This is a genomic window from Paenibacillus sp. FSL R10-2199, from assembly GCF_038000235.1.
Taxonomy (GTDB): Bacteria; Bacillota; Bacilli; order Paenibacillales; family Paenibacillaceae; genus Paenibacillus_AQ; species Paenibacillus_AQ phytohabitans.
In genome coordinates this window covers 4,834,814-4,856,849 of the sequence record NZ_JBBOBO010000001.1, presented here as the reverse complement: position 1 = coordinate 4,856,849, position 22,036 = coordinate 4,834,814, and the positions used below count along the sequence as shown (strand labels likewise).

The window sequence follows — 22,036 nt, the reverse complement described above, 5'->3', positions numbered from 1 at the left end:
TAAATGGGTTTGAAGGCTATCCCGGTTCCTGTACATTGCTTAATACAAGGTATAAACAAACAATAGCACCTAAATTAAACGCAGGAAACGTTATCAGCTCTACTGTAGATACACTTACTCCCGCCCTCAGCATCCCAACGATCATGGCAGTGATGGAGGTTAGCAGGGCCGCAGCTTTTACTATGACTACAGAAGCAAGCAGATAACCATAAGGCCGTCTGCGAATGAGCAGTACCCCGGTAATTGAAGATAGCGGAACAACAATGGCTAAATCGAGTGCCTGAATCACTAATGTGCTGTAATGCTCCAACCCTTCGGGTGCTGTCCCTTGGCGATAAGAACCAGCGAGCCTGCCCAGCCATAACAACATGATCATTAATGAGGTGAAAAGCAGGAATACACCTATGCTTTGTGCCGGTAAACTTGGTCTAAAGAAACGTTCAACCTTCTCCTTCTCTAATGACAGCAGAGTCAGAATAAATGCAAATAAGCTGGATGAGAACAATATTACATAGATTAGAAACAGGTTATTGTACATAGACAGGAAGCTGTAGGACGCATAAGTATACGTAAAATATCCCAAGGCTCCAGCTAACAGCAGCCGCCCTCTGACCCGCCCTCTGAAGCTCATAACCAGTGAAACGAGCAGCAAGGGAACCCCCAGTACCAGTGTAACTCCATCCTGGGCTTTGGCCTGGGCAACGACAGAAATTGAATCATTTTTATAGATTCCGCTACCATATAATTCGACCTTCTCACCCCGGATTGAGGTAAAGGATTCAGAACTCCCTTTCACCCCCGGTCCGTGACCTGACAGTAATCCGTACCCCGACGCGGCTATCGCAAGGATAATAATTAATCCCGTTAAAATGCCAACTGACCGTCTATACCCCATCGCCTTCTACCCCTTAGCCGAATAATCTTAAAAACTCATTCCCGACTCCCTGCAATAAGCAGCATTGCCTCGATATGCCGGGCAATCAGCGCCTCCTTCTGCTCCTCCGGCAGATTCTTCTCGACGCTCAGCCTCATGATCAGTCCAAATGCCGCACTCCAGATCACTTGGGCAGTAAGTTCAATTTCCTCCTCTTTGCGGGCTGCCATCCCTCTGAATTGGCGTAGAGTCCTGCAGAGCATGCTGATCGCATTACGCTCCAGTGCAGCCCCTTTATGCAGTACTGCAGTATGTTTAAGTACAGCAGGCGAATCATTAAGCATCACATTCCGGTACTGTGATCCTTCCGCGGTGGTCATCCGGATAAACTGTGACAGAGACTGGCTTAAGTTATCCTCAGCCGATACTTCACTCCGCACAGTGTCTGATCCGGCTGTTAGTCCGCCCATCAACTCCCTGTACCCCTGCTGAAGCAGCTGCTCCACTATATCCTCCTTTCCCTGAAAATAGTGATAAATGATTCCGGCGGAATACTCCATCCGTTCAGCGATCTTGCGGATAGACAACTGCCCAATCCCCTTCTCGGCCACTAGTTCACCGGCCGTTGTCAGAATCAAATTGCGCATCGCTTCCCGTTCCTGCTCTTGTCTCTCTTCTTTACTCATGATTATAAGACTCCTTTAACAAGGCGTTATTTAATTTAACACTGTAATGTTTTTAAACACTGTTCAATACAGATTATATGCACCGAGAAACTTAAATGATGTGATTATTTTTACATTTTTGAGAAATCCCCCAATTGCATGTGCAGAAAAAGCCTGGGACCACCCCCGGAGGGCATCCCAAGCTTTGCTTTAAGTTCACTTTTAAGTTCTCTTTTCATTTCAATACCGCTTTAGCCGATTAAACTCATGATTAAGTTAACATAATCATTATTATGTTAACTAACCGTTACTGTCTTGCGTTTTTTCTCCCGGAAGATTAATTTAAACAACGGCGGAACCGCAAAAAAGATGAAAAACGTCCGGAATAACTGATAACCCGCCACCGTTGGCAAATCCGCCCCTACCTCATGCGCGATCAGACTCATCTGATCCATCCCTCCAGGAGCAAGACTGAGCAGCGCTGTTGCTGATGATACCGAATCCAGATAAGCGAACAGCAGACTCAGGCCATACGCCCCTGCTATCAGCACTGCCCCGCTGCCTACAGCCAGCGATAGTGTCAGCAGTTTATTGTTCAGCTTACGCGGATCGAGCAGCAGTCCGACATATACTCCAATCATCAGCTGCGCGGCATTGATCAGAACATCCGGAAGCGCGGGACCCTGAAGACCGCTGATCTGCAGAATAGCCGTAATAATTGCCGGACCGAGGAGATAGGCGGTTGGAAATTTAATCTTTTGGCCTACAATTCCGCATACCGTACAAGCGACGACAAAATAAAAGATATTTGGGAATAGCCCTCCCCAGCCGGCCGCAGATTCAACCAGAAGAGGTGTATTCTCTCCCCCGCCAGCGTGGCTGGCAAACAAGGGACTGTAGATCAGCAGCGGCACACAGATAATAATCATCATCAGCCGGACCACCTGAATGACGGTTACAACCGTAAGATTGATATCCTCCGACTCTTCGGCCAGCACCAGCATCTGGGTTAAGCCGCCGGGGATACTTCCCAGTAGGATGGTCTTGTAGTTGGTTCCCGACACCTTAGATACAATCACCGCAATTCCGGCGCAGAACAGCAGCAGAAGCGTAGTCATAAGCAGCATAGAGGGCAGCTGATAAGCTATTTGATTCAGTGCAGAACCGGTCAACGAGAGACCAATCGTATAGCCGACGATAATCATCCCGGTGTTCCGTATTTGTCCGGGCCAGATATATACTTGCTTACGCAGATTGGAACCGGTCAGCACAGCGATCATTGGGCCGAGCAGCCAAGGCAGCGGGAGATGCAGCAGCATAAAGATGCCCCCGCCAGCCAACGCGGTAATCAGGGTCATCAGAACATATAGCGGTTTACGCCGGGTCACAGATAGGGTTGACATCAACAATCCTCTTTTCCAGCCCATTCAGCTTGGTTCATATTGGAGAGTATAGATGTGATTCAGTCCGGCAAGGGTCTCACCAGTAATCACCAGCTCTTCTACAACGTTAACAGGCCTGCCTGCAGCCTGCAAGAACTTATCCGCTTTGGCAAAATAAAACCGGCCGAGCAGTCCCAGCGCTTTGGTGCTGTAATGCATAGGAATGGCAACCGCCGGCTGCAGCTGCTTCACCACTGCCGCTGCTCCAGTACCATCCAGCGTCATTCTTCCGCCGACAGGAATCATCAACACATCAACCTCCCCTATCTGCTCCACTTGCTCCGGGGTCAGAATATGGCCGAGGTCACCGGCATGACAAATCCGCAGTCCGTCGACGGTGAAGACAAAGACCGTATTACTGCCTTTTTTGGCCCCTTCAACATTATCATGATAAGTGGGCACCCCATGAATCTCCACTCCTTTTACACTGAAATGCCCTGGGTTATTAATTAGTTCGTAGTCGCCTTCAGCGATATGAACCTGATTGTGATCCTTATGATCATGGGTGACTGCCAGTATATCCGCCCTAACCCGGGGCATCCGGTAGCCTAGGAATTTCCCGTACGGATCAATCAGAATTACCGTCCCCTGCTCAGATGTTAGCTGAAATGCGGAGTGTCCAAACCAGTGTATTCTCATTTAATCTCCTCCATAATTGAATAGTGCTATTAAATTGTGCATTTATTTGCACATTTTAAATCAAAAAAAGCATGTGTTTGGAGAACGGCCACGGAATCTCAGCCGTCACTCCACCAAATCAGCAACCGTATAGGATTTCAGCACATGCTCAACCTGGAACCGGATATCCGTCATAATCTGATCGAAGGACTGGCGGACCTTCTGTCCAAACAAATGATTGCCGGTAGTGTCCAGCATGCCGTCCAGCATAGGTACATCATCATGCATGGACAGGTATACCTCTGCCAGGGTAATATCTCCGGGTTGTTTAGCCAGCATATAGCCTCCGCCCCGGCCTTGACGTACCTCAATATAACCGGCTTCAGTAAGCCGGGACAGGATCTTGCGCAGCGCTGTCGGCTCGCAGCGGATCTGTTCAGCAATCTCCCTGCTTGAGTACTGCTCCTTAGCTGAAGCGAGCACGACTAACGCCTGCAATCCATAACCAAATCGTTTGAGCTCTGCCATGGGAAGTAGTAACTCCTTCACTACTACTAATATGTGCAAATCATAGCACACTTAATATCTGCATACAACCTTATTAACCGGCTAATCAATACTAGCTATCTTCCATTCACCTTGCTTGTTTTTGAGCAGAGAGATCTCATTAGCTCCATCAACAATATATCCCTCTGAAGTCATCCGGGTATAGCTGACGATGAAGGCAGCCCGTTTGGCCCCTTCCATAGGAATGCCCCGGACGGTCAATTCGGAGAAATGATAGACATTCTTTTGATCCAGAAAAAACTGCAGAGCTTCATTAAGCTGCGGTGAGTATAGAGTAGAGTCGAATTTCTCCTTATCCCCTGCCGCCCAGGCATCAAGACAGTCCATCGTTTCCTGCAGCGCCTGCTTTTTCCCGGGATCACTTCCTACATCCGGCGCTGTTAAGAACACACCCGGAGTGATGGGCGGTTGCTTCTTCATATATTCAACAGCTCTAAGCATATCAATGAACACAGGAAGCAAAGTTGTACGTTGTTCATCCTGTATATGGATTTCCGCCCTGTAAGCCTGATCTTTCGCCGTGAATTTGAATGCTTCGGCCGTCTGGCTTGCTTTTACTTTGCTTCCGAGGTATTCCTTATATTTCAGCAGCACCAGATCATTGCCTGGCCCAAATTCTCCATCACCAGCTGCCGTATCCGCTCCATCAAGTTTAATTAAAGTAATATAATTCTGTTTATCCGGTGTGCCCCAGGCAGTCCTTCCGTCCTGTTCAAACCGCACCATCGTTTCAGGCATGAACAGCCCCAAAGGCAAAATCTGATCTGCCGAGAATGTAGCTTGTACAACCTCTCCCTTAATTACATATCCTCTGCCGCTCTCGGTATAATCCAGCACTGCCGGAATCAGCGCGACTGATTTGACCACAGGCGGTTCTGTTTGGATTACTGCCGGGGTAGCAGGGGCTGGAGAAGGAGTAACGGATACTGCAGCTGTTGCAGCTGTCGTTGCGGACGGCTGTGCCATCCCCCCGGCACCGGAGGAATTAATCTCTGCCCCGTTGCCGCAGCCTGTGCTGAGCGCTAATACCATTGTAATGCAGCCCGCTCCGAGCACACTTTTACACATGGACATTTGTGATCACCTCATTTACCAGACGCTGGAAGCGCCTTAAAGTTGCGCGCCATTCTGGGAATTGTATGTGATGAACCAGTGAATTCATCCATGTTAAGGCATTCCGCATTTATTTCTTAATCCTATTAGTATTTAATGTGCTGAAGTATTGGCTGGGGTTGCCTTGCCGGGAGTTGAACCTCTCCTGGAACTCCCCTCCTGTATAGGAACCGATCACCCGGTGCCAGAAGTTACGCGCAGGCGTATTCGCACGGATCTGCGAGACCTTCCAGTCGCCGGGGAACATATCGAACAGCCGGTGTGCAGCCCAGGTTCCTACGCCGCTGCGGCGGTATTTCTGCATCACAAAAAACTCCGTCATATAGAACTGTCCCTCCGGATCACGCAGTAGCCGGTCTACAAGCGCAAAGCCGGCAATATTGCCGTCTACCGTGAATAAGTAGGCGAACTTGTTTAGACCGCTGTTCCAGTAAGCCTCCAGCCCGGGATAAGACGGAAACAATCCGTCACGGTCCACCTGCAGCTCCAGATACCGCGTAAAATCATACAAATAGAACTGCATTAATCTGCTTATAATCTGCTTCTGCTCTTTAGGAACCAGCTCGATTCCAAGTTCCATCAGGTTCACCTCTGCCGTTTTCGTTTACTTCACATCATATAACTTTGTTACATCAGGAGCAAGGGCACTGCCTTTCCCGGAAGCAGATTCAAGCCATAAAATGCTAAAAACATGTTAAGATAGAATGACAGCCCTATCGGGCTTCCGGCAAACTATAAAGAAGGTGATTCCTATCAGTATTCAAAAAAACACCGACCGGAAAAACCTCGACCAGCGTCTGCCGCAGATGCCCTGGTTCGTGCAGCAGTTCATCGATTATAAGCGTCCGGATCTGTCCCCCTCCACTCTGCTGGAGTATATCCGTGATTATGAATCCTTTTTCGGCTGGCTGCGCGGTGAAGGTCTATCCGCAGCTGCGAGCAATACTGAAATTACGCTGCTCGATCTGGAGACCCTGCATATGGACAGCATTGTCGGTTACCGCCTTCATCTGACAACCCGGGCTGAGAGTGCGAATACACGCGTTACCGTGTCCCGCAAGCTGTCTGCATTGCGCTCCCTTTTCCACTACTTAAGCCAGATTGCGGAGGATGAGAACTTTTATCCGCTGCTTAAGCGTAATATTATGGCCAAGGTGGAGATCAAACGGATTCACAAACCGAAGGATACGGCCGCCAAGCTGAAGGGCAAAATTCTGGAGGATGAGGAGCTGCTGGAATTCGTAGGCTATATCTACGAGGGTTATGGCAAAGATGTAGAAGCCAACAAGCAGGCTTATTATTCTTTTCAGCTGAACCGTGAGCGGGATGCCTGTATTGCCAGTCTGATTCTGAACTCCGGCCTGCGCGTATCCGAGGTAGTCAATCTCAATGTGGATGATCTGGATGTGAACAACAAGCTGCTCTATGTCTTCCGCAAGGGTCATAATGACGAAACCTTCAAGACCCCGGTCTATTTCCGCGAGCAGGCCAAGGACGATCTCAGCTTGTACCTCAGCCTCCGCCAGTCCAGATACAAGACTCCGAAACGGGAAAAAGCGCTCTTCATCACCCTGCCAAATGGCAGCACTGAGGGCAAACGGATGACCAAGCGGGCGATTCAAGAAATGATTATCAAATACGCCAAGCGGTTTGGCAAACCTTATCTGACCGTACACAAGCTGCGGCACTCCTTCGCAACCGACTATTATCTGCAAAATGATATTTACAGGACGAAGGAACAGCTCGGACATGCTTCAACTGAAACCACCGAAATCTATGCCCATCTCACGGACAAAACAATGTCAGAAGCTATTGAGCGCCGTCTGGAGAGTGAATCCCCCCAATAGTCTAACATTTGCGAAAAGCTCCGGGCTGAAACTCATTATTCATGTGGAGGTATTATTCCTTTGATAGAAAATTATTTAAATTGGACTGAAACTCAGGACACTGGACTGCATGAGCTGCATTCTGACTGCCTGAACTGCTTTGGCCTCTGCTGCGCGGCGCTTCCTTTTGCCGCTTCCTCCGACTTCGCAATAGATAAGAATGCAGGACAGCCCTGCCCCAATCTGCGGGAGGACTTCCGCTGCGGAATTCACACGGAACTGCGGGAGAAGGGCTTCCGGGGCTGCACAGTGTATGACTGCTTCGGAGCCGGGCAGAAGGTCTCCAATCTGACCTATGGAGGCCGTGACTGGCGGCAGGCCCCTGAAACCGCCGGGCAGATGTTCGAGGTCTTCCCGGTGATGCGCCAGCTTCACGAGCTGCTGTGGTATCTGCGTGAGGCCTTGGCGTTCCCCGGCGCTGATATTATGCATGATTCTCTTATGCTGATAATAGAACGGACCTTGAGTCTGACTACACTCAGCCCAGAAGAACTCCTGACGCTAGATGTACCAGTTCACCGCTCTGAAGTCAATGAACTGCTGCTGCGCGCCAGCGAATTGGCACGTAATGCCGCGCGGGCGCAGCTGACCCCGGCTCCCAAGCGGCAGAAAAACTACGGCCGCGGGGCAGATCTGATCGGCGCCAAGCTGCGTAAGGCCGATCTCCGCTGTGTCAGCTTACGCGGTGCATATCTCATCGCCGCTGACCTCAGCGGTGCAGATCTGCGGCATGCCGACCTGATCGGCGCTGACCTCCGCGACACGAATCTGAGCGGCGCCGATCTGCGGGACAGCCTCTTCCTTACCCAAGCGCAGCTGCAAGCCGCTAAGGGAAATTCGGCTACCAAGCTGCCGGGATCGCTTACGCATCCTGAGCACTGGTCAGCGGACAAAGGGTGAGACTAAGTTAGGCTGCTCTGCTGTTTTATATAGCAACAGGTGGCTAGTTACTGCCGTATTTGTGTGTTGATTGAGGTTTTCAGACTGTCTGCTCCATATCTTCGGATACAAGCGCATTTGTACACCTGATTCTCCTTTTTCCAGCCGCATGCGGATGATCATGATATCCTTAGGCCTGATTTGGGCTTTACGCGACAACGTAGCAGTTTGAAGCATACTTCTGCTTCTGAGCTTAGATTATCAAGAAACCCGGATCGTAGTTGATCCGGGTTTCTTTTTGATTTTCATTAAGTATTCTGAGAACTTAGGGCTTTCCCTTGTAACCCGTTTTTCGGGATGCGCATTATGAAAATAGGAGCACGATGGGATGATTCTGCTGGCAGGTTGCTCTACTTTTTCGATTTTCTATTGTGAATTTTTCATATGTTGTAATATTAGAATTAGCCTCGTTGCTGCCCATAGCAGAATTAAAAATATTCACATCAATTTTAGCCTTCACCACAGTAAGTATTGGACCTTTTGGTCTGTTGGGGCAAGATTTTACGATTTCAACCCGCGACGTGTGAGGAAGAACTGATTTCTTTGCCAAATCCTGCACAGAATACAACAATTCCCTTATGATTCCGGCTATAATCGAGAATTGTTGTACAAAAGGCATCAATTCTTCTCCCCCAAGCCGTTGAACGAACCAATTCTTGTATTTCATACAACAATCTGTCCGAACACCCCGATATTTTGGGGTCCGAGTTGCATTACGTACAACATTTAAGCCGCTACGATATGAAACTTAAGCAAACTTAAGCATCATCCCATCCACGACAGCATCTCATGCACTACCAGTAAGTCACTTTTCTATTATGAATTTTTCATATGGTGAAAATATTAAATAAATTATAAAACCAAACATCAAACGATAGTAACACATCAAGCGATAGTAAGACATCAAGCGATAGTAACACATCAAGCGATAGTAACACATCAAGCGATAGTAACACATCAAGCGATAGTAACACATCAAGCGATAGTAACACATCAAGCGATAGTAACACATCAAGCGATAGTAACATCAAACGATAATAAGTCATCAAACGTTAAAATACATTAAGCGCCTACGTTTTATCCGCACTCATAAGTTATTCAACCCCAGTATTCCCCTTACATTTTCTCACAAAATGACATACTCAGCATGGCCATACGCTTGTCCATGCTGGTGAGCGCCCATCTATGAGGGTTTGTCCAAATTCCGGTTCGGGTTAAAGTCGGGGTTCGCGCCCGGGCTCTACTTGCTCTACTTGCTCTACTTGCTCTAATTGCTTCAGTACAGTTTCTTAGACTTTCCTTTCAAAGCTGATATGCGCTTCTGTTGAGGTTCCTGTCTCCCCACTACTCACCCCCGGATCTCCCCCGGCAGCTTAAGTACGGTTACCTTATTCCCGGAATTCATCTGCCCGCTATCCGGCGGAATGACGATGAGGCAATCGCTGTCTTTGATCGTAACCGTCACGGAGGATTCGTCAACGCCGGCAGGATAAGCATAGAGAACACCCTCCCGGATCTCCAGCCGGGCCCGGACATACCGGGTGAAGGAGTTCTCCCGCTTATAATCCACGCCTAGCGCAGCAGTCCATTCCGGCAAAAAAGGCTGCGCCGCCCCCTGCATCAGCCCGATGACAGGCCGGGCGAACAGCTGGAACCCTACAAAGCAGGCTCCCGGGTTGCCTGATAAGGCCAGCAGAATAGTCCCTCCACGTACTGCTGCAGTTGTAACGCTGCCCGGTCGCATAGTTACTTTGTTAAACAGCATTTCGCCGCTTTGCTCGCGGATCAGATCACCCATAATGTCATAATCTCCGACGGACACACCTCCAGTAGTAATTACTAGATCATAGCTCTCCAGAGCCATCTGCACTTTACTTCGGGCAAGCTCCAGATCATCAACAATCGCACCCAGCATTACAGGCTCGCCGCCTGCTTCCCGTACAAGCGCCTCCAGCATAGGAGAGTTGCTGTTGCGGATTTTACCCGGAGCCAGCGGCTCGTCCACCTCAAGCAGTTCAGTCCCGGTGGCGAAGATTGCTACCTTAGGTCTGCGATGCACGGGAACATTCGCGACCCCCAGCGCAGCCAGTGCAGCGATATCACCGGCACCGATTATTTTCCCCTCAGACAGCACCAGTTCTCCTGTCCCCAGCTCCAGGCCGCACGGCGTAATATGAAGACCCGCCGCTTGCGGCTTGCGAATGCCCACATAAGTAACACCATCTTCCATCCGGCTCTCTGTGGCCTCCAACATAATTACAGTGTCCGCTCCATCCGGAACCTGCGCTCCGGTCATGATCCGCGCAGCAGTCCCCGTCGAAATCTCTCTTGACGCTACTACGCCGCAGGGAATAACATCTACCACCTCAAGCCACAGCACGCTGTTATCACCAGCAGATGCTGTATCTGCTGCGATAACTGCATAGCCGTCCATACTTGAGCGGTCAAATGCCGGAAAAGGATGCGGTGCATGAACAGACTGGGCCAGATAGCGCCCGCAGCTTTGATTCAAAGGAACCTCTTCATCCGAAAGGGGGATTGCATATGCTGTCAGCCGGACCTGAGCCTCTGTCACCTGAAGCGCCGAGCGCTGAAATTTATCATTGGTATATTCCTTGTTATGGTTCTCTGGATTAACCATGGAAGTAGTCCATCCTCCTTGTTAAGTTGGCAGTTTCCTGCATCTGCTGAGCTACGCCCATTTTAACATGCGGCACTATTAAGGGAAATTCAGCTCCGGCTGGCTCGCGCGCAAAAAGGGACGCACACGGCCTGTAGCAGGCAGTTGCATCCCTTAATCTCAATACGCTTCAGTTGTTAGCAGACTGATCTCTTCTGCTCCATGTTAACCTTAAGACGCACGAATCACTCTGACATCAGCCGGAATGACAGTTTCACCTTCATAGAGCATGAACCGGCCATTCTGCCATTCCACGCGCAGCAGCCGCGAATCATCCGACTGGTACTGCCAGACATGCTGCTCTCCGCCATTCATGTAAGGAGTCTGACCTGTAACTGCTGCATACCCCTCGTATTCTTCCTCCAGATAAAAGGTACAATCATCCAGCTCCAATGTAGCCGGTACCTCGGAAGGGCTATCCAGACGCCCGTCGATCGGATGATACAATCTGTATTGCAGCTGTTCCCGTTCTTCAATATACAGATAGGAAATCTGGCTTCCGTCGCGAAGCGTCAATACAGCAGCATTGCGGCCGCTGGTCTTCGTCCGGCCCGTTACTTCGTAAGTTACCAAAGATACTTCGCAAATATCTCCGGGAGACAGGTCGAGCATGCTTTTGGGCGCAGCGGGCGCCTCCGGCTTCGAGAACATATTACCGATCCTTTTCCATAAACCCAAAGCCATCAATCCTCCTAAAAGTTGTGTCAGCATACACTACGTCGATTTTCCTTCGCAAAACTCGCTTCGAAAGCATCCGCTTAGTTGTGTCAGCATACACTACATCGATTTCCCTCCGCAAAACTCGCTTCAAAAGCATCTGCTTAGTTGTGTCAGAGTAAGTATGTTATCCACGAATAAATGCAGCAATAATTAAAGCCCCGATTACATGCAAAGAGCCTGCAAGCAGACCGTAGCCGACTTTGCCCAGCTGAGTGCCATGATCGAGATCAAGCTTGCCTACCCTGCCCAGCAGCAGCTCGGCTGATTTTTCCAGAACAAACAACAGTACAAAAGATACAATAGAGACAACAAGCGCTTCCCCCAGCCGGCTAGCCGCAGCAATGGATGACGATAAAATATAGCCCTGAGCCCCCAGCTTCAGCACAAAGCGCGTAGTGACTGCCATATTGCCTGCTTTGAGTTCTTCCAAATCATCATAACGGGTAAACAGCGAATCCACGAACATCAGCACACACAGCAGTACTGCGCCGCTGACCGTCCACACTACCATGGACACCAGGGTATGGAAATCCATTGCTTTAGCCCCCGCTTGTTCAGATTACCTTCCAGGTAAGACAAAGATAAGGCGAAGGAGAAACCGCTAGTTCTGTCTCCCCTTCGCCTGTGGACAACCGCCTGAACTCCGGCTTATGCCAATATATTATTGTTTGTCGTACTGCTTCATCAGTGCAGCCAGCTCATCTTCTACCGCCTGGTCTTTACCCAGCTTCTCGAATTCATCATCCAGCGATTTGTTGCCGGAGCTCATCTCGTTGCTGGCTTCTGCCTGCGCTTCTGCCTGAAGCATCTTGTCTTCCATCCGTTTGAGACCGGCGGAAGCCGAATCGGAGCTGAATCCGCTCATGGCTTTGTTGATTTCAGTCTGCGCCTTCGCTGCGTTGTAACGGGCAACAAGGGTCTCACGTTTGTTCTTCATCTGTGTAAGCTGCTTGCGCATTTCTTCTAGCTTGCCGCGGAGATTGTCCGCTGAAGCCTTGTTCTGATCGAAGCTGGTTTTGTACTCTACAAGTTTGGCTTCAGCCGATTTCTTCTCTTCCAATGCACGGCGGGCCAGATCTGCATTACCGGCTTGTGCGGCAGCGTGTGCCTGCTGGTTACGCTTGTTCACCAGTGCTTCCTGCTCTTCGTACAGTTGCTTGAACTTCTTCTCAATAGCAATCTGGGCAGCTACCGCTTTCTCCGCATCTTCCAGATCCTCGGTCATATCACGAATGTATTGGTCGGTCATTTTGACCGGGTCTTCCGCTTTATCAATAATCGCATTCACATTGGACATGGTCAGATCACGCAATCTTTTAAATATAGACATGGTTCATTCCTCCAAAATAAAAGTTAGTTGCTCATTTGGTATCTTTTACGCAGGGAGTGCCACTATCGTTTCAAAAATTGTTAAACCTTCTGCAATAAATATTGGTCCACTTTGGTATTCACAATATTTACGACTTCCATAATGCCCTCTTTGGTCAGATTGTCATAATGAATCCCCATCACAACCGTGACTGTCACGTTCAGCGCAGCTGCTGCCCGGAGTGCAACCGATTCGCTGATGGTATGCTCCTTATGATGCGGGACCGCTGAAGTCATGACCCTGGCATTGTCACCATCCATATAAGCGGTGCTTGCCGCACCGATATGACGGACACCTCCGGTAATCAGCAGCAGCAGGTCACGGCCAACCGTGATTTCAGACAGCTCAATGTCATCAGGATGCGGCTGATCGGATGTCATAACAGAATTCCCCCTACCCATTATATTAACCATGGCAAGTGAAGATCTCTCAGGCTGTGCAAAAAAGTTATGCGAAATCGCAGGATCAGCCTTCCAGCTATACAATACCGCGGATTTCATCCAGCGAGCTGATATTCTCTTCAGCCATAAACTGCTGCAGTTCTTCGACAAGCGTACTGCCGGCCCGTAAATTCATGAAGTTGTACGTTCCCACTTGAATGACGGCTGCCCCGGCCATAATGAATTCAATAATATCGGTAGCTGAGGTGATGCCGCCCATCCCGATAACCGGAATGGATACACGTTTGGATACCTGATGCACCATCCGCAAGGCTACAGGTTTAATGGCAGGTCCGGACAGACCGGCATACAGATTATTAAATACACTGCGGCGGCGGCGCACATCAATCTTCATTCCTGAGATCGTATTGATCAGCGAGACGGCATCCGCCCCCTCAGCCTCACACATCTCAGCCATCTCTGCTATATCCTCGGCATTCGGCGACAGCTTCACGGCCAGCGGAAGACGGGTTGCTGCTCTAACTGCCCGGACGACCTCAAGTGCTGCCGGAGTCTTCACGCCGAAGGCGATGCCGCCCTCCTTCACATTCGGGCAAGAGATATTCAGCTCGATCATATCCACTGCCGGTTTGCCTGTAAGCAGGCGGGCATCCGCATCGCGCTGGATCAGCTCGGCGCCGAGCACGTAATCAGCCAGTGTGTTGCCGCCCAGATTCACGATACGCGCCGTGTCCAGCGTCTCCCAGTATGGGAGCTCCTTGGCCAGGAAGGCTTCCACTCCCGGATTCTCAAGTCCTACACTGTTCAGCATGCCCGATGCTGTCTCATACACGCGTACACCGGGATTTCCCGCTTTGGCATGGAGCGTCAGCCCTTTGCCGGAGATGCCGCCAAGCAGGGATACATCATAGAGCTTGCCGTATTCACGGCCGAAGCCAAACGTGCCCGAAGCCATAACAATCGGGTTCTTGAAATGAACACCGGCAATAGTAGCAGTTGTATTAATCATGGAACAGCACCTCCCCAGCCAGGAAGACAGGGCCGTCTGCGCAGGCCTTCCGTTGTCCATCCTTGCAGGATACACTGCAGACGAGACAGGCACCGATGCCGCAGGCCATGCGGTTCTCCAGCGACAGATATACGTCAGGACGCTTGCCGGCTGTTTCCGCTGCTATGCCCTTGAGCTGTGCCGCCTTCAGCATGGGATGGGGACCGCAGACAAATATATGATCATAGGCTGTGAAATCCACGCTGTCTAGAATGTGGCCGCCCACATCGACGGTTAGCTCGGCAGCAAGCGGACGGAAGGCTTCGGTACGGAAAGGTTCCCGGCTGAAGCCGAGGTAGATGTCACTCTCAGGAAGCTCCTGGGCGCAGTAATAGAGCGGAGCAATTCCGATGCCCCCGCCTACTAACGCAACCTTACCTTCCACCTGCGGGAAGCCGGTGCCGAATGGCCCTTCGAGTTCAAGCTTGTCTCCCGGCTTCAGTCCGGCAAGAATCTCCGTGCCTTCCCCTACTACGTGATACAAAAAATCAACACCGCTGTCATTCACCTGATGTATGCTAAGCGGTCTGGACAGCAGCGGATAGGCTCCCCATGCCCGCAGCATGTAGAATTGACCCATCGCACCGCCGTTACCTCCTTCAACCACCAGGTGGTATACTCCGTCTCCAAGCCGCTCGTTACTTATCACCGTCGCCACGTTATCAAGCTCCTTCAAATTTAATCTTATTAACCATGCCTTAGAAGGAGCTTAAAATCTGTGACATACTTCACAATCACAGCCTTCTATTTCTTGTTCCAAATCCCGCGCAGATAAGGTTTAGGCAAATTGGCCTGATGTACCCCTCCGAGCGCTTCTTCCGCATGCAAAGTCCAGTACGGATCACTAAGCATCCCCCGGCCGACAGCCACAAGTTCGGCCCTCGCTTCGGTAATTACCGCCTGGGCTTCCCCGTAGGATTCCAGACGGCCTACAGCTATTACCGGTACCTGCAGTCCGCTGCGTATGTACTCAGCAAGCTCCACCTGATAAGCCGGTCCTGCATTAGGACCTCCATTAGAGCCGATCGGGCCTTCCCCGCCGGATGATACATGGAACATGTCTACTCCTGCAGCTTTGTAGCGGCGGCAGAATTCCAGCGCGTAAGCTTCATTATATCCGCCTTCTACATATTCCTTAGCGGAAACTCTCATTAGAAGCGGCATCTCCGCCGGCAGCACTTCACGCACCGCCTCCACTACCTGCTCACCGAACAACGCGGGATCGCTGCCGTACTCATCATCCCTGACATTGGACAGCGGGGAATGGAACTGGTGGATCAGGTACCCGTGAGCTCCATGCAGCTCAACGGTATCAAATCCGGCCTCGACCGCCCGGCGGGCAGCATCCCGGTATGCCCCGATCATCTCTGCAATCCCGTCCCGGGTCAGCGCACGGGGCGTTTGGGAATGTGCATCAAACGGGATCGCCGAAGGCGCAACCGGGGGATTGGCATCCACCGCCTTACGGCCGGCGTGTCCGAGCTGGATGGCGATTTTGGCACCCTGGGCATGAACAGCCTCTGTTATCCGCTTAAACGCCGCAATCTGCCCGTCCTCCCAGATCCCCGTATCCTGATTGGTAATCCGCCCGTCCGGATGAATCCCGCTCATCTCTACAATGATAAATCCGGTACCGCCGACAGCGCGGCTGACATAATGCACAAAGTGCCAGTCTGTAGGAATGCCGTCCTGCTTCTCAACTGCATATTGGCACATCGGCGGCATAACCACGCGGTTCTTCAAAGTGAGGGCCTTCAGTTCATAAGGTGCAAACAAATCTGTCATTCTTGTCTCCATCCTTCCCGTATCTCTCATCATTTGGCGGGCTTACCCCCGTATTCATTAAGTATACACGTATTTACGGACAGGTTAAATCTTTAGGTGATTCACATGCTGACAGCATAAATTCGCAAAGGCTGGGAATAACAACCCTTGTATTTCAAAATATCCAGTTGTGTGATCAGAGGAGGCGTAACCCATGAAGTTGGCAAGAATCCGCCGCATTTTGCTCCTTATTTTCATAATAATAGTGATCCTGCCCAGCATCTTCCCGATTGCTGTGTCTGCTTCTGCATCCGCTCCAGCCTCCGCCCGGCCGAATGTCTCTATGGAAGAAGATCCTGCTGTTCCGGCCGGCTCCACCGCCTCCCAGTCTTCAGCCCGGCGCCACAAAAGAAATAAAGGACTTTCTCTAAGCCAGCTGCTGCGCAAATATCCGGATACGATCAAGACCCAGGGGCCGCGGCGCAAGATTATTGCCCTGACCTTTGACGATGTGCCTGATCCGCGCTTTACTCCGCAGCTGCTGGATGTTCTCCATAAATATAATGTCAAGGCCACCTTTTTCGTGGTCGGCAGCCGTGCCGAGAAACATCCCGGTCTGGTTGCGCGGATCATCCGGGAAGGCCATGCGATTGGCAACCACTCCTACAATCATCCCGAATTCGGCAAGCTGGGGATGAATGAATTCCGCACCCAGATTATCCGTACCGAGAATATCATCCAGGCTCTTGCGGGCTACAAACCGCGGCTGATCCGTCCCCCGTACGGTGACATCAGTGAGCAGCAGCTGAAATGGGCCAGAGCCCACGGCTACAAGCTGGTGAACTGGAACGTCGACTCCCTGGACTGGAGAGGCTTATCCAAGACCCAGGTACGGAACAATATCCTCTCCAGGGCCGGAAAAGGCGCAATTATACTCCAGCACGGCGGCGGCGGCCGGGGCAGCAATCTGCAGGGTACCATACAGGCGCTTCCGGAAGTCATCAGCATTATGCGCAAACGCGGGTATAGCTTCGTGACTGTTCCGCAAATGTTCGAAGTCAGCAAAAGCAAATGAACCGGCTGATGCACCGGAGAGCCAGTATATCAAATAGAAGCAGAGGGATAAAATATAGCTTGAAGCCCTTTATATATTAAAAAAAGGAAACAAAACCTGCCGGAGAACGGCCGGGTTTTGTTTCCTTTGGTAAATGGTGCAGCTATACATTTATCGGGTTATTGAATAATATACAACTGTACATATTGATAGCCGAAATCGGCTACAAAGCTCTGGCTGCCGGGAATGAAGATGTCAATCCGGTTGCCCTTGATCGCGCTCCCCATGTCAGTGGCGGTCGCCAGGAATGCCTGCTTCGGGAGACCCGGATGAGAATATCCGGTAACGAGAATCTTGGTACCCAGCGGAATGACACTAGGATCAACTGCAATCGTTCCCAGCTTAAGCGCATTGCCGAAATAATCAACCGCGCCCCATTTTCCATTCTCACTGGCAGCAGAGGAATAAGCCGAAGCCTTTACCTGTATGGATTTGGCATAAGTATAAGCTTTGCCCCAGGCTTGAACGGTGTTTGATGCAGGCTCCACACTTAGTGCTGACAAGTCTGCGTTAGTTACAACGGCGGCGGCTGCCGATTCTGTGACTGCTACCGTCTTGGCCTGAACAGTGCCGGGAATGGCAAGCTTAAGACCCGGGTAGATGTTGCTTGCAGAGATCTGCGGATTTGCGCTCATGAGCTCTTCTACGCTGATGTCATAATGATTGGACAGCGTATAAAAGGTAGTTGCTTCTCCAGCGATATGTACGCTGTCAGCTTGAACAGGGGCGGCTTGGAGCAATGTGCCGAGTCCCAGTACAGCAGCCAGGGCTGTGATGGCTCCGAACTTGATTTTCATTAAATAGCCTCCTTCATTAGTGGGCGTCCAGGATATAACGGATACGGCTCCGCCAGTGACGCCAAGATAACGCTGGACCTATGTACTTTTTTGTTGCCAGGTCTCTGGAATTGCGGCGCTTTGTAAACTAACAGTTATGAATATATCACAACTTTGTAACCAGTGGCTATGTTTTTGTTACGTTTGGAAATATTTTGCCTATATACAGCGTTTTCATCGGGTTAATTATTACATATTCTTAATATTTCGCGTTGGAATTATCGTGGCTTCGGCAATCTTTTTTAAGTTTTCGCGAAAATTTTACACAGTTTTAACATTTCTCCCTTTGGCAAATAGTAGAATGATAGAATACGATAGATAATGTAGAGACTGAAGCATAACTTGGAGGGTCAATGAACGTGAATGCAGAAGAGAAAAAAAACAACCACACCAGTCCCGCAACAGCCTATCTGAACCGCGATTTGAGCTGGATTGAATTCAACCGCCGTGTCCTTGCCGAAGCACAGGATCCGGAGAACCCGCTTATGGAGCGGGCCAAATTTCTGGCGATTGTGTCCAGCAATCTGGATGAATTCATCAGTGTCCGGGTAGCGGGCATTCAGGATCAGATCCGGGCGGGTTATACCAAAAAGGATTTCACCGGCTACACCCCCTCCGGCCTGTACAAGCGTCTGATCAAGCGGGTCACCAAAATCATCGCCGACCAATACCGTACCTTCAAGGACATTTCCCGGAGTCTGCACAAGGAAGGGATCGTGTTCGTCGATTACAAGGACCTCACGCATGCCCAGGAGCAATCCATTGAGCAATATTACCGTGATATCATCTATCCAGTCTTAACGCCGATGGCCGTGGATCAGAGCCGTCCATTTCCGCTTGTGCACAGCCAGTTCATCTATCTGGCAGTAGTGCTGACACGCAAGAACAGCCAGGAAGAAGAACCTTATTTCGCAATCCTGCAGATTCCCTCGAATCTGCCGCGCTGTATCCCGCTGCCCCACCGCTCCAACAGTAAGAAACGGCAGTTTGTCTTCATTGAAGATGTGATCCGCCAGCATATCCAGACCTTGTTCAGCGGATATGATCCTGTGGCTGTCAGTGAATTCCGCCTGACCCGCAATTCCGATCTGACCATTGATGAGGAAGGCGCAGAGGACCTGCTGGAGGAGATTGAGAAGGAGCTGCGCAAACGCCGCCGCGGCGTCCCTGCCCGTCTTGAAGTACAAAAGGGGATTCACCCTTATGCCCTGGAGCAGCTGCAGGCCGAATTCGAGCTTGAGGATTTCGTGTTTGAAATTGAGGGGCCGCTGGATCTCAGCTTCCTGCGGGGGTTCGCCGGCAGCGTCAAGGGCTTCAGCTACCTGCATCATGCACCGATCGAGCCGCTCTATCCGGCGGAATTCGAGGAGAATGAGGACTTCTTCGAGGTGCTTGGCGAACGTGATGTGCTGGTCTATCATCCGTATGAATCCTTCGATGCCATGACGGACTTCATCATTCAGGCTTCCGAAGATGAGCAGGTTATGGCGATCAAAATGACCCTGTACCGGGTCAGCGGGAACTCCCCGCTGATCACCGCCCTGGCCAATGCCGCCGAATCAGGTAAGCAGGTTACGGTAGTTGTGGAGCTGAAAGCCCGATTTGACGAGGAACGTAACATTGCCTGGGCACGTAAGCTGGAGCAGTCGGGCTGCCACGTAGTCTATGGCCTTGTAGGTCTCAAAACCCATGCCAAGGTCACGCTGATTGTACGCCAGGAAGGCCCTGAGCTGCGCCGTTATGTGCATGTAGGGACAGGTAACTATAATGACAGCACGGCCAAGGCGTATACAGACCTTAGCCTGTTCACCGCCAATCATGAGATCGGCCTGGATGCCTCGGAGCTGTTCAACCAGATGACCGGTTATTCTGCCAACTATAACTGGAACTCCTTCATTGTGGCACCGACCAATATGAGCCTGTCGCTTCAGAAGCTGATCCTGCGCGAAGCAGAGCATGCTGCCGCCGGCAGACCTGCACGGATCATCGCCAAGATGAACTCCCTGTCCAATCAGGAGGTCATAGACAACCTGTACAGCGCAGCACAGGCCGGTGTATCGATTGATTTGATTGTACGCGGTGTCTGCTGTCTGCGTCCGGGCATTGAAGGATTAAGCGAACGGATTACAGTCCGCAGCATTGTCGACCGTTTCCTGGAGCATTCACGCATCTATTATTTCGAGAACGGCGGTAAACCGGAGGTCTATCTGTCCAGTGCGGACTGGATGACCCGGAACCTGACGCGGCGGATTGAACTGATGTGTCCGGTGAAGGACAGCAGCATCCGCAAGCAGATCGTCAAAATACTGGACCTGTCGCTGATGGATAATGTGAAATCCAGCTTCCTGCAGCCTAACGGTTATTACGAACGGGCGGACGACAAAAAGGCTCCGTTCCGGAGCCAGTTCGCTGCTATGAATGTTACCCGCTGGAAGGGAAGCCGAGCTTTACCTTCACCGACCAAGCATTCCTGAAGGCTTTGAGCGCATTCTCAATGTCCTCCAGCCCGATAAGAACTTGTCCGCCCTGCAGCTCCAGATCCAGCGTATTGTTATGCAGCCGGGCGTTGACCCCGCTGACAATGCCGATCTCGGTGCTGTCCAGGGCAATGCTTAACTGCACCAGCGTACCCAGCTTATGAATCCACTCTTCGTCGGAAGCCAGCAAAATGTCCTTATGCATCTGGGACAATTTCTGCTTCCGGCTTTTGGTGCTGTAGGAAGCAATGTACGCACTTAGAATCAGCTGCCGGTGGGTCAGGCCGCGGATCGGGGAATTCATCAGCCAGTAGCGGGTATGCCGCTTGGACTGATAATAATTAATGTTGGAGCCGGTACGGTGCAGCATAATCGCCACGTAGATCAGCATCTCATGCTCCTCCCGGTCACCTTCCCTCTCAAAAGCCCCCAGCAGGCCGAGTGCCAGCTTATAGATATGATCCAGATGCCGCTTGGAGGTACGGATATCAAAGCGGATAATGGTATCCAGGCTGTACTCCAGCGCGCTGTCACGGACCGGCTGCTCCGGCTTCAGCAGATCATGCAGCATGCCCTCACGCAAGCCTTCCCCGCTAATTACAGCACGGCTGGCCCCGATATAATGGTACACCGTATGGAAAATAACCAGACCGGACACGATGATGTCTCCCCGGCTTTTCGACAAACCATCCAGATCCTTGCGCTTCTCATATGGAGTCGCTGGCAATGTCTCCATGAACTTCTCTATGGTCTCCCCTTCCAGCACGTAGCCATGGGAGTTCGGCAGCGAATATTCCCGGTTCTTCTGGTCCAGCTTGCCGAGTGAACGCAGCGTTCCGCCGAGTCCATATAACGGAAGCCCGTTGCCCGTAGTGAGCCAATCATGCTCTACCAGCCTGCCGGTAACGTATAGCTGCAGCTTACGGACCTGATCAGCGTTCCAGTTGCCGCCCTGGCTGAACATCAGATTCGTATTGACCGCACCGAACGGGAAAGAGATGCTGTGCTGATAACGCCGTCCGCGGAACAAGGTGACCTCCGTGCTTCCGCCTCCGATGTCAATGACGAACCCGTCCTGAATATCAAAGGCATTGATGACCCCGAGAAATCCGAAATAAGCCTCCTGATGCCCGCTGATTACTTCAATCCGGATGGATGACGCTTCAGACAGATAGCTTATAATCTCGGCGGAGTTGGCTGCGTTGCGGATTGCGGCGGTAGCTCCTGCGCGGATGTTATCCACTTCGAAATCATCACAAATCTCTTTGAACTGGTGGAGGACAGGAATAATCGTATCCATATCCTTCTTCTCCAGTCTGCCTTCCTTGGTAATTTTCTCACTCAGACGGGCAGAGTACTTGCATTCCTTAATAATTTTGTAGCCGCCTGCCTGCGTCGTATCATAAATTACAAGCCGTATGGAGTTGGAACCAATATCAATAATGCCTATCCGGCAAAGATCATCTCTCATCTGTATGTACTCCCTTTCAAGTAGATTGATCATTTGTATACTATATCACCCA

At 50.8% G+C, this 22,036-nt stretch carries 22 protein-coding genes; 4 read left to right on the top strand and 18 right to left on the bottom strand.

Annotation, left to right across the window (positions count from 1 at the left end):
* Positions 1–16: 16 nt before the first annotated feature.
* From NYE33_RS21400 to NYE33_RS21370, 7 genes are all read right to left on the bottom strand, one after another.
* Positions 17–895 (bottom strand): hypothetical protein, encoded by an 879-nt coding sequence (locus NYE33_RS21400; RefSeq protein WP_341067418.1) that lies wholly within the window; start codon positions 893–895, stop codon positions 17–19.
* Positions 896–930: 35 nt separating this feature from the next.
* Positions 931–1,560, bottom strand: a complete 630-nt coding sequence (locus NYE33_RS21395; protein ID WP_336101471.1) for a TetR/AcrR family transcriptional regulator — start codon at positions 1,558–1,560, stop codon at positions 931–933.
* Between the two features lie 275 nt (positions 1,561–1,835).
* Positions 1,836–2,942: an AbrB family transcriptional regulator gene (locus tag NYE33_RS21390; protein WP_341067415.1), complete on the bottom strand. Its 1,107-nt coding sequence runs from the start codon at positions 2,940–2,942 to the stop codon at positions 1,836–1,838.
* Between the two features lie 24 nt (positions 2,943–2,966).
* Positions 2,967–3,620 (bottom strand): MBL fold metallo-hydrolase, encoded by a 654-nt coding sequence (locus tag NYE33_RS21385; protein ID WP_042137785.1) that lies wholly within the window; start codon positions 3,618–3,620, stop codon positions 2,967–2,969.
* Positions 3,621–3,725: 105 nt separating this feature from the next.
* Positions 3,726–4,127, bottom strand: a complete 402-nt coding sequence (locus NYE33_RS21380; RefSeq protein ID WP_076243033.1) for an RrF2 family transcriptional regulator — start codon at positions 4,125–4,127, stop codon at positions 3,726–3,728.
* A gap of 81 nt (positions 4,128–4,208) precedes the next feature.
* Positions 4,209–5,240, bottom strand: coding sequence for a hypothetical protein (locus NYE33_RS21375; RefSeq protein WP_341067413.1), 1,032 nt, complete (start codon positions 5,238–5,240; stop codon positions 4,209–4,211).
* A 109-nt stretch (positions 5,241–5,349) separates the two neighbouring features.
* Positions 5,350–5,859 carry a GNAT family N-acetyltransferase gene (locus tag NYE33_RS21370; RefSeq protein WP_039299018.1) on the bottom strand — a complete coding sequence of 170 codons (510 nt, stop codon included), beginning with the start codon at positions 5,857–5,859 and terminating at the stop codon, positions 5,350–5,352.
* Between the two features lie 172 nt (positions 5,860–6,031).
* On the opposite strand from NYE33_RS21370, the gene xerS reads away from it, so the two are divergent.
* Together xerS and NYE33_RS21360 are read left to right on the top strand one after the other, a co-directional pair.
* Positions 6,032–7,126, top strand: a complete 1,095-nt coding sequence (gene xerS / locus NYE33_RS21365; RefSeq protein ID WP_042141249.1) for a tyrosine recombinase XerS — start codon at positions 6,032–6,034, stop codon at positions 7,124–7,126.
* 60 nt (positions 7,127–7,186) lie between these two features.
* A complete protein-coding gene (locus NYE33_RS21360; protein WP_445669786.1) occupies positions 7,187–8,065 on the top strand; it encodes a pentapeptide repeat-containing protein in 879 nt (292 codons plus the stop codon).
* Between the two features lie 343 nt (positions 8,066–8,408).
* Here NYE33_RS21360 and NYE33_RS21355 read toward each other — a convergent pair whose 3' ends face one another.
* The 9 genes from NYE33_RS21355 to NYE33_RS21315 form a co-directional block, all read right to left on the bottom strand.
* Entirely contained in the window at positions 8,409–8,771 is a 363-nt protein-coding gene (locus NYE33_RS21355; protein ID WP_341067412.1) for a hypothetical protein, read from the bottom strand.
* 681 nt (positions 8,772–9,452) lie between these two features.
* Entirely contained in the window at positions 9,453–10,745 is a 1,293-nt protein-coding gene (locus tag NYE33_RS21350) for a molybdopterin molybdotransferase MoeA (RefSeq protein WP_340945104.1), read from the bottom strand.
* Between the two features lie 210 nt (positions 10,746–10,955).
* Complete coding sequence (locus tag NYE33_RS21345; protein ID WP_039299317.1) at positions 10,956–11,462, bottom strand: DUF4178 domain-containing protein; 507 nt, start codon at positions 11,460–11,462, stop codon at positions 10,956–10,958.
* Between the two features lie 166 nt (positions 11,463–11,628).
* The gene (locus NYE33_RS21340) at positions 11,629–12,039 is read right to left on the bottom strand and encodes a DUF350 domain-containing protein (RefSeq protein ID WP_042137790.1); all 411 of its coding nucleotides are present in this window, start codon (positions 12,037–12,039) and stop codon (positions 11,629–11,631) included.
* 126 nt (positions 12,040–12,165) lie between these two features.
* Positions 12,166–12,834, bottom strand: coding sequence for a PspA/IM30 family protein (locus NYE33_RS21335; RefSeq protein ID WP_039299055.1), 669 nt, complete (start codon positions 12,832–12,834; stop codon positions 12,166–12,168).
* 80 nt (positions 12,835–12,914) lie between these two features.
* Positions 12,915–13,253, bottom strand: coding sequence for a prenylated flavin chaperone LpdD (gene lpdD / locus NYE33_RS21330; protein WP_042137791.1), 339 nt, complete (start codon positions 13,251–13,253; stop codon positions 12,915–12,917).
* Positions 13,254–13,350: 97 nt separating this feature from the next.
* Entirely contained in the window at positions 13,351–14,283 is a 933-nt protein-coding gene (locus tag NYE33_RS21325) for a dihydroorotate dehydrogenase (RefSeq protein ID WP_042137792.1), read from the bottom strand.
* Positions 14,276–14,980 carry a dihydroorotate dehydrogenase electron transfer subunit gene (locus tag NYE33_RS21320; RefSeq protein WP_341067410.1) on the bottom strand — a complete coding sequence of 235 codons (705 nt, stop codon included), beginning with the start codon at positions 14,978–14,980 and terminating at the stop codon, positions 14,276–14,278. The genes NYE33_RS21325 and NYE33_RS21320 overlap by 8 nt, the downstream gene beginning before the upstream one ends.
* A gap of 86 nt (positions 14,981–15,066) precedes the next feature.
* Entirely contained in the window at positions 15,067–16,107 is a 1,041-nt protein-coding gene (locus NYE33_RS21315; RefSeq protein ID WP_042137799.1) for an NADH:flavin oxidoreductase/NADH oxidase, read from the bottom strand.
* A 193-nt stretch (positions 16,108–16,300) separates the two neighbouring features.
* Here NYE33_RS21315 and NYE33_RS21310 point away from each other — a divergent pair, with 193 nt between their 5' ends.
* The gene (locus tag NYE33_RS21310) at positions 16,301–17,161 is read left to right on the top strand and encodes a polysaccharide deacetylase family protein (protein WP_039299069.1); all 861 of its coding nucleotides are present in this window, start codon (positions 16,301–16,303) and stop codon (positions 17,159–17,161) included.
* A 158-nt stretch (positions 17,162–17,319) separates the two neighbouring features.
* On the opposite strand, the gene NYE33_RS21305 is transcribed toward NYE33_RS21310, so the two are convergent.
* Positions 17,320–17,997: a 3D domain-containing protein gene (locus NYE33_RS21305; protein WP_341067409.1), complete on the bottom strand. Its 678-nt coding sequence runs from the start codon at positions 17,995–17,997 to the stop codon at positions 17,320–17,322.
* Positions 17,998–18,389: 392 nt separating this feature from the next.
* Here NYE33_RS21305 and ppk1 point away from each other — a divergent pair, with 392 nt between their 5' ends.
* Positions 18,390–20,510, top strand: coding sequence for a polyphosphate kinase 1 (gene ppk1 / locus NYE33_RS21300; protein ID WP_042137801.1), 2,121 nt, complete (start codon positions 18,390–18,392; stop codon positions 20,508–20,510).
* On the opposite strand, the gene NYE33_RS21295 is transcribed toward ppk1, so the two are convergent.
* On the bottom strand, positions 20,458–21,984 hold the full coding sequence (locus NYE33_RS21295) for a Ppx/GppA phosphatase family protein (protein WP_042137803.1): 1,527 nt from the start codon (positions 21,982–21,984) through the stop codon (positions 20,458–20,460). The two genes, ppk1 and NYE33_RS21295, sit on opposite strands and share 53 nt — an antisense overlap.
* Positions 21,985–22,036: the final 52 nt, after the last annotated feature.

Excerpts from the sequence above, each read along its gene's own strand:
- NYE33_RS21400 (WP_341067418.1), bottom strand. The coding sequence starts at position 895 with ATGGGGTATAGACGGTCAGTTGGCATTTTAACGGGATTAATTATTATC.
- NYE33_RS21395 (WP_336101471.1), bottom strand. The coding sequence starts at position 1,560 with ATGAGTAAAGAAGAGAGACAAGAGCAGGAACGGGAAGCGATGCGCAAT.
- NYE33_RS21390 (WP_341067415.1), bottom strand. The coding sequence starts at position 2,942 with ATGTCAACCCTATCTGTGACCCGGCGTAAACCGCTATATGTTCTGATG.
- NYE33_RS21385 (WP_042137785.1), bottom strand. The coding sequence starts at position 3,620 with ATGAGAATACACTGGTTTGGACACTCCGCATTTCAGCTAACATCTGAG.
- NYE33_RS21380 (WP_076243033.1), bottom strand. The coding sequence starts at position 4,127 with ATGGCAGAGCTCAAACGATTTGGTTATGGATTGCAGGCGTTAGTCGTG.
- NYE33_RS21375 (WP_341067413.1), bottom strand. The coding sequence starts at position 5,240 with ATGTCCATGTGTAAAAGTGTGCTCGGAGCGGGCTGCATTACAATGGTA.
- NYE33_RS21370 (WP_039299018.1), bottom strand. The coding sequence starts at position 5,859 with ATGGAACTTGGAATCGAGCTGGTTCCTAAAGAGCAGAAGCAGATTATA.
- NYE33_RS21355 (WP_341067412.1), bottom strand. The coding sequence starts at position 8,771 with ATGAAATACAAGAATTGGTTCGTTCAACGGCTTGGGGGAGAAGAATTG.
- NYE33_RS21350 (WP_340945104.1), bottom strand. The coding sequence starts at position 10,745 with ATGGTTAATCCAGAGAACCATAACAAGGAATATACCAATGATAAATTT.
- NYE33_RS21340 (WP_042137790.1), bottom strand. The coding sequence starts at position 12,039 with ATGGATTTCCATACCCTGGTGTCCATGGTAGTGTGGACGGTCAGCGGC.
- NYE33_RS21335 (WP_039299055.1), bottom strand. The coding sequence starts at position 12,834 with ATGTCTATATTTAAAAGATTGCGTGATCTGACCATGTCCAATGTGAAT.
- lpdD (WP_042137791.1), bottom strand. The coding sequence starts at position 13,253 with ATGACATCCGATCAGCCGCATCCTGATGACATTGAGCTGTCTGAAATC.
- NYE33_RS21325 (WP_042137792.1), bottom strand. The coding sequence starts at position 14,283 with ATGATTAATACAACTGCTACTATTGCCGGTGTTCATTTCAAGAACCCG.
- NYE33_RS21315 (WP_042137799.1), bottom strand. The coding sequence starts at position 16,107 with ATGACAGATTTGTTTGCACCTTATGAACTGAAGGCCCTCACTTTGAAG.
- NYE33_RS21310 (WP_039299069.1), top strand. The coding sequence starts at position 16,301 with ATGAAGTTGGCAAGAATCCGCCGCATTTTGCTCCTTATTTTCATAATA.
- NYE33_RS21305 (WP_341067409.1), bottom strand. The coding sequence starts at position 17,997 with ATGAAAATCAAGTTCGGAGCCATCACAGCCCTGGCTGCTGTACTGGGA.
- ppk1 (WP_042137801.1), top strand. The coding sequence starts at position 18,390 with ATGAACGTGAATGCAGAAGAGAAAAAAAACAACCACACCAGTCCCGCA.
- NYE33_RS21295 (WP_042137803.1), bottom strand. The coding sequence starts at position 21,984 with ATGAGAGATGATCTTTGCCGGATAGGCATTATTGATATTGGTTCCAAC.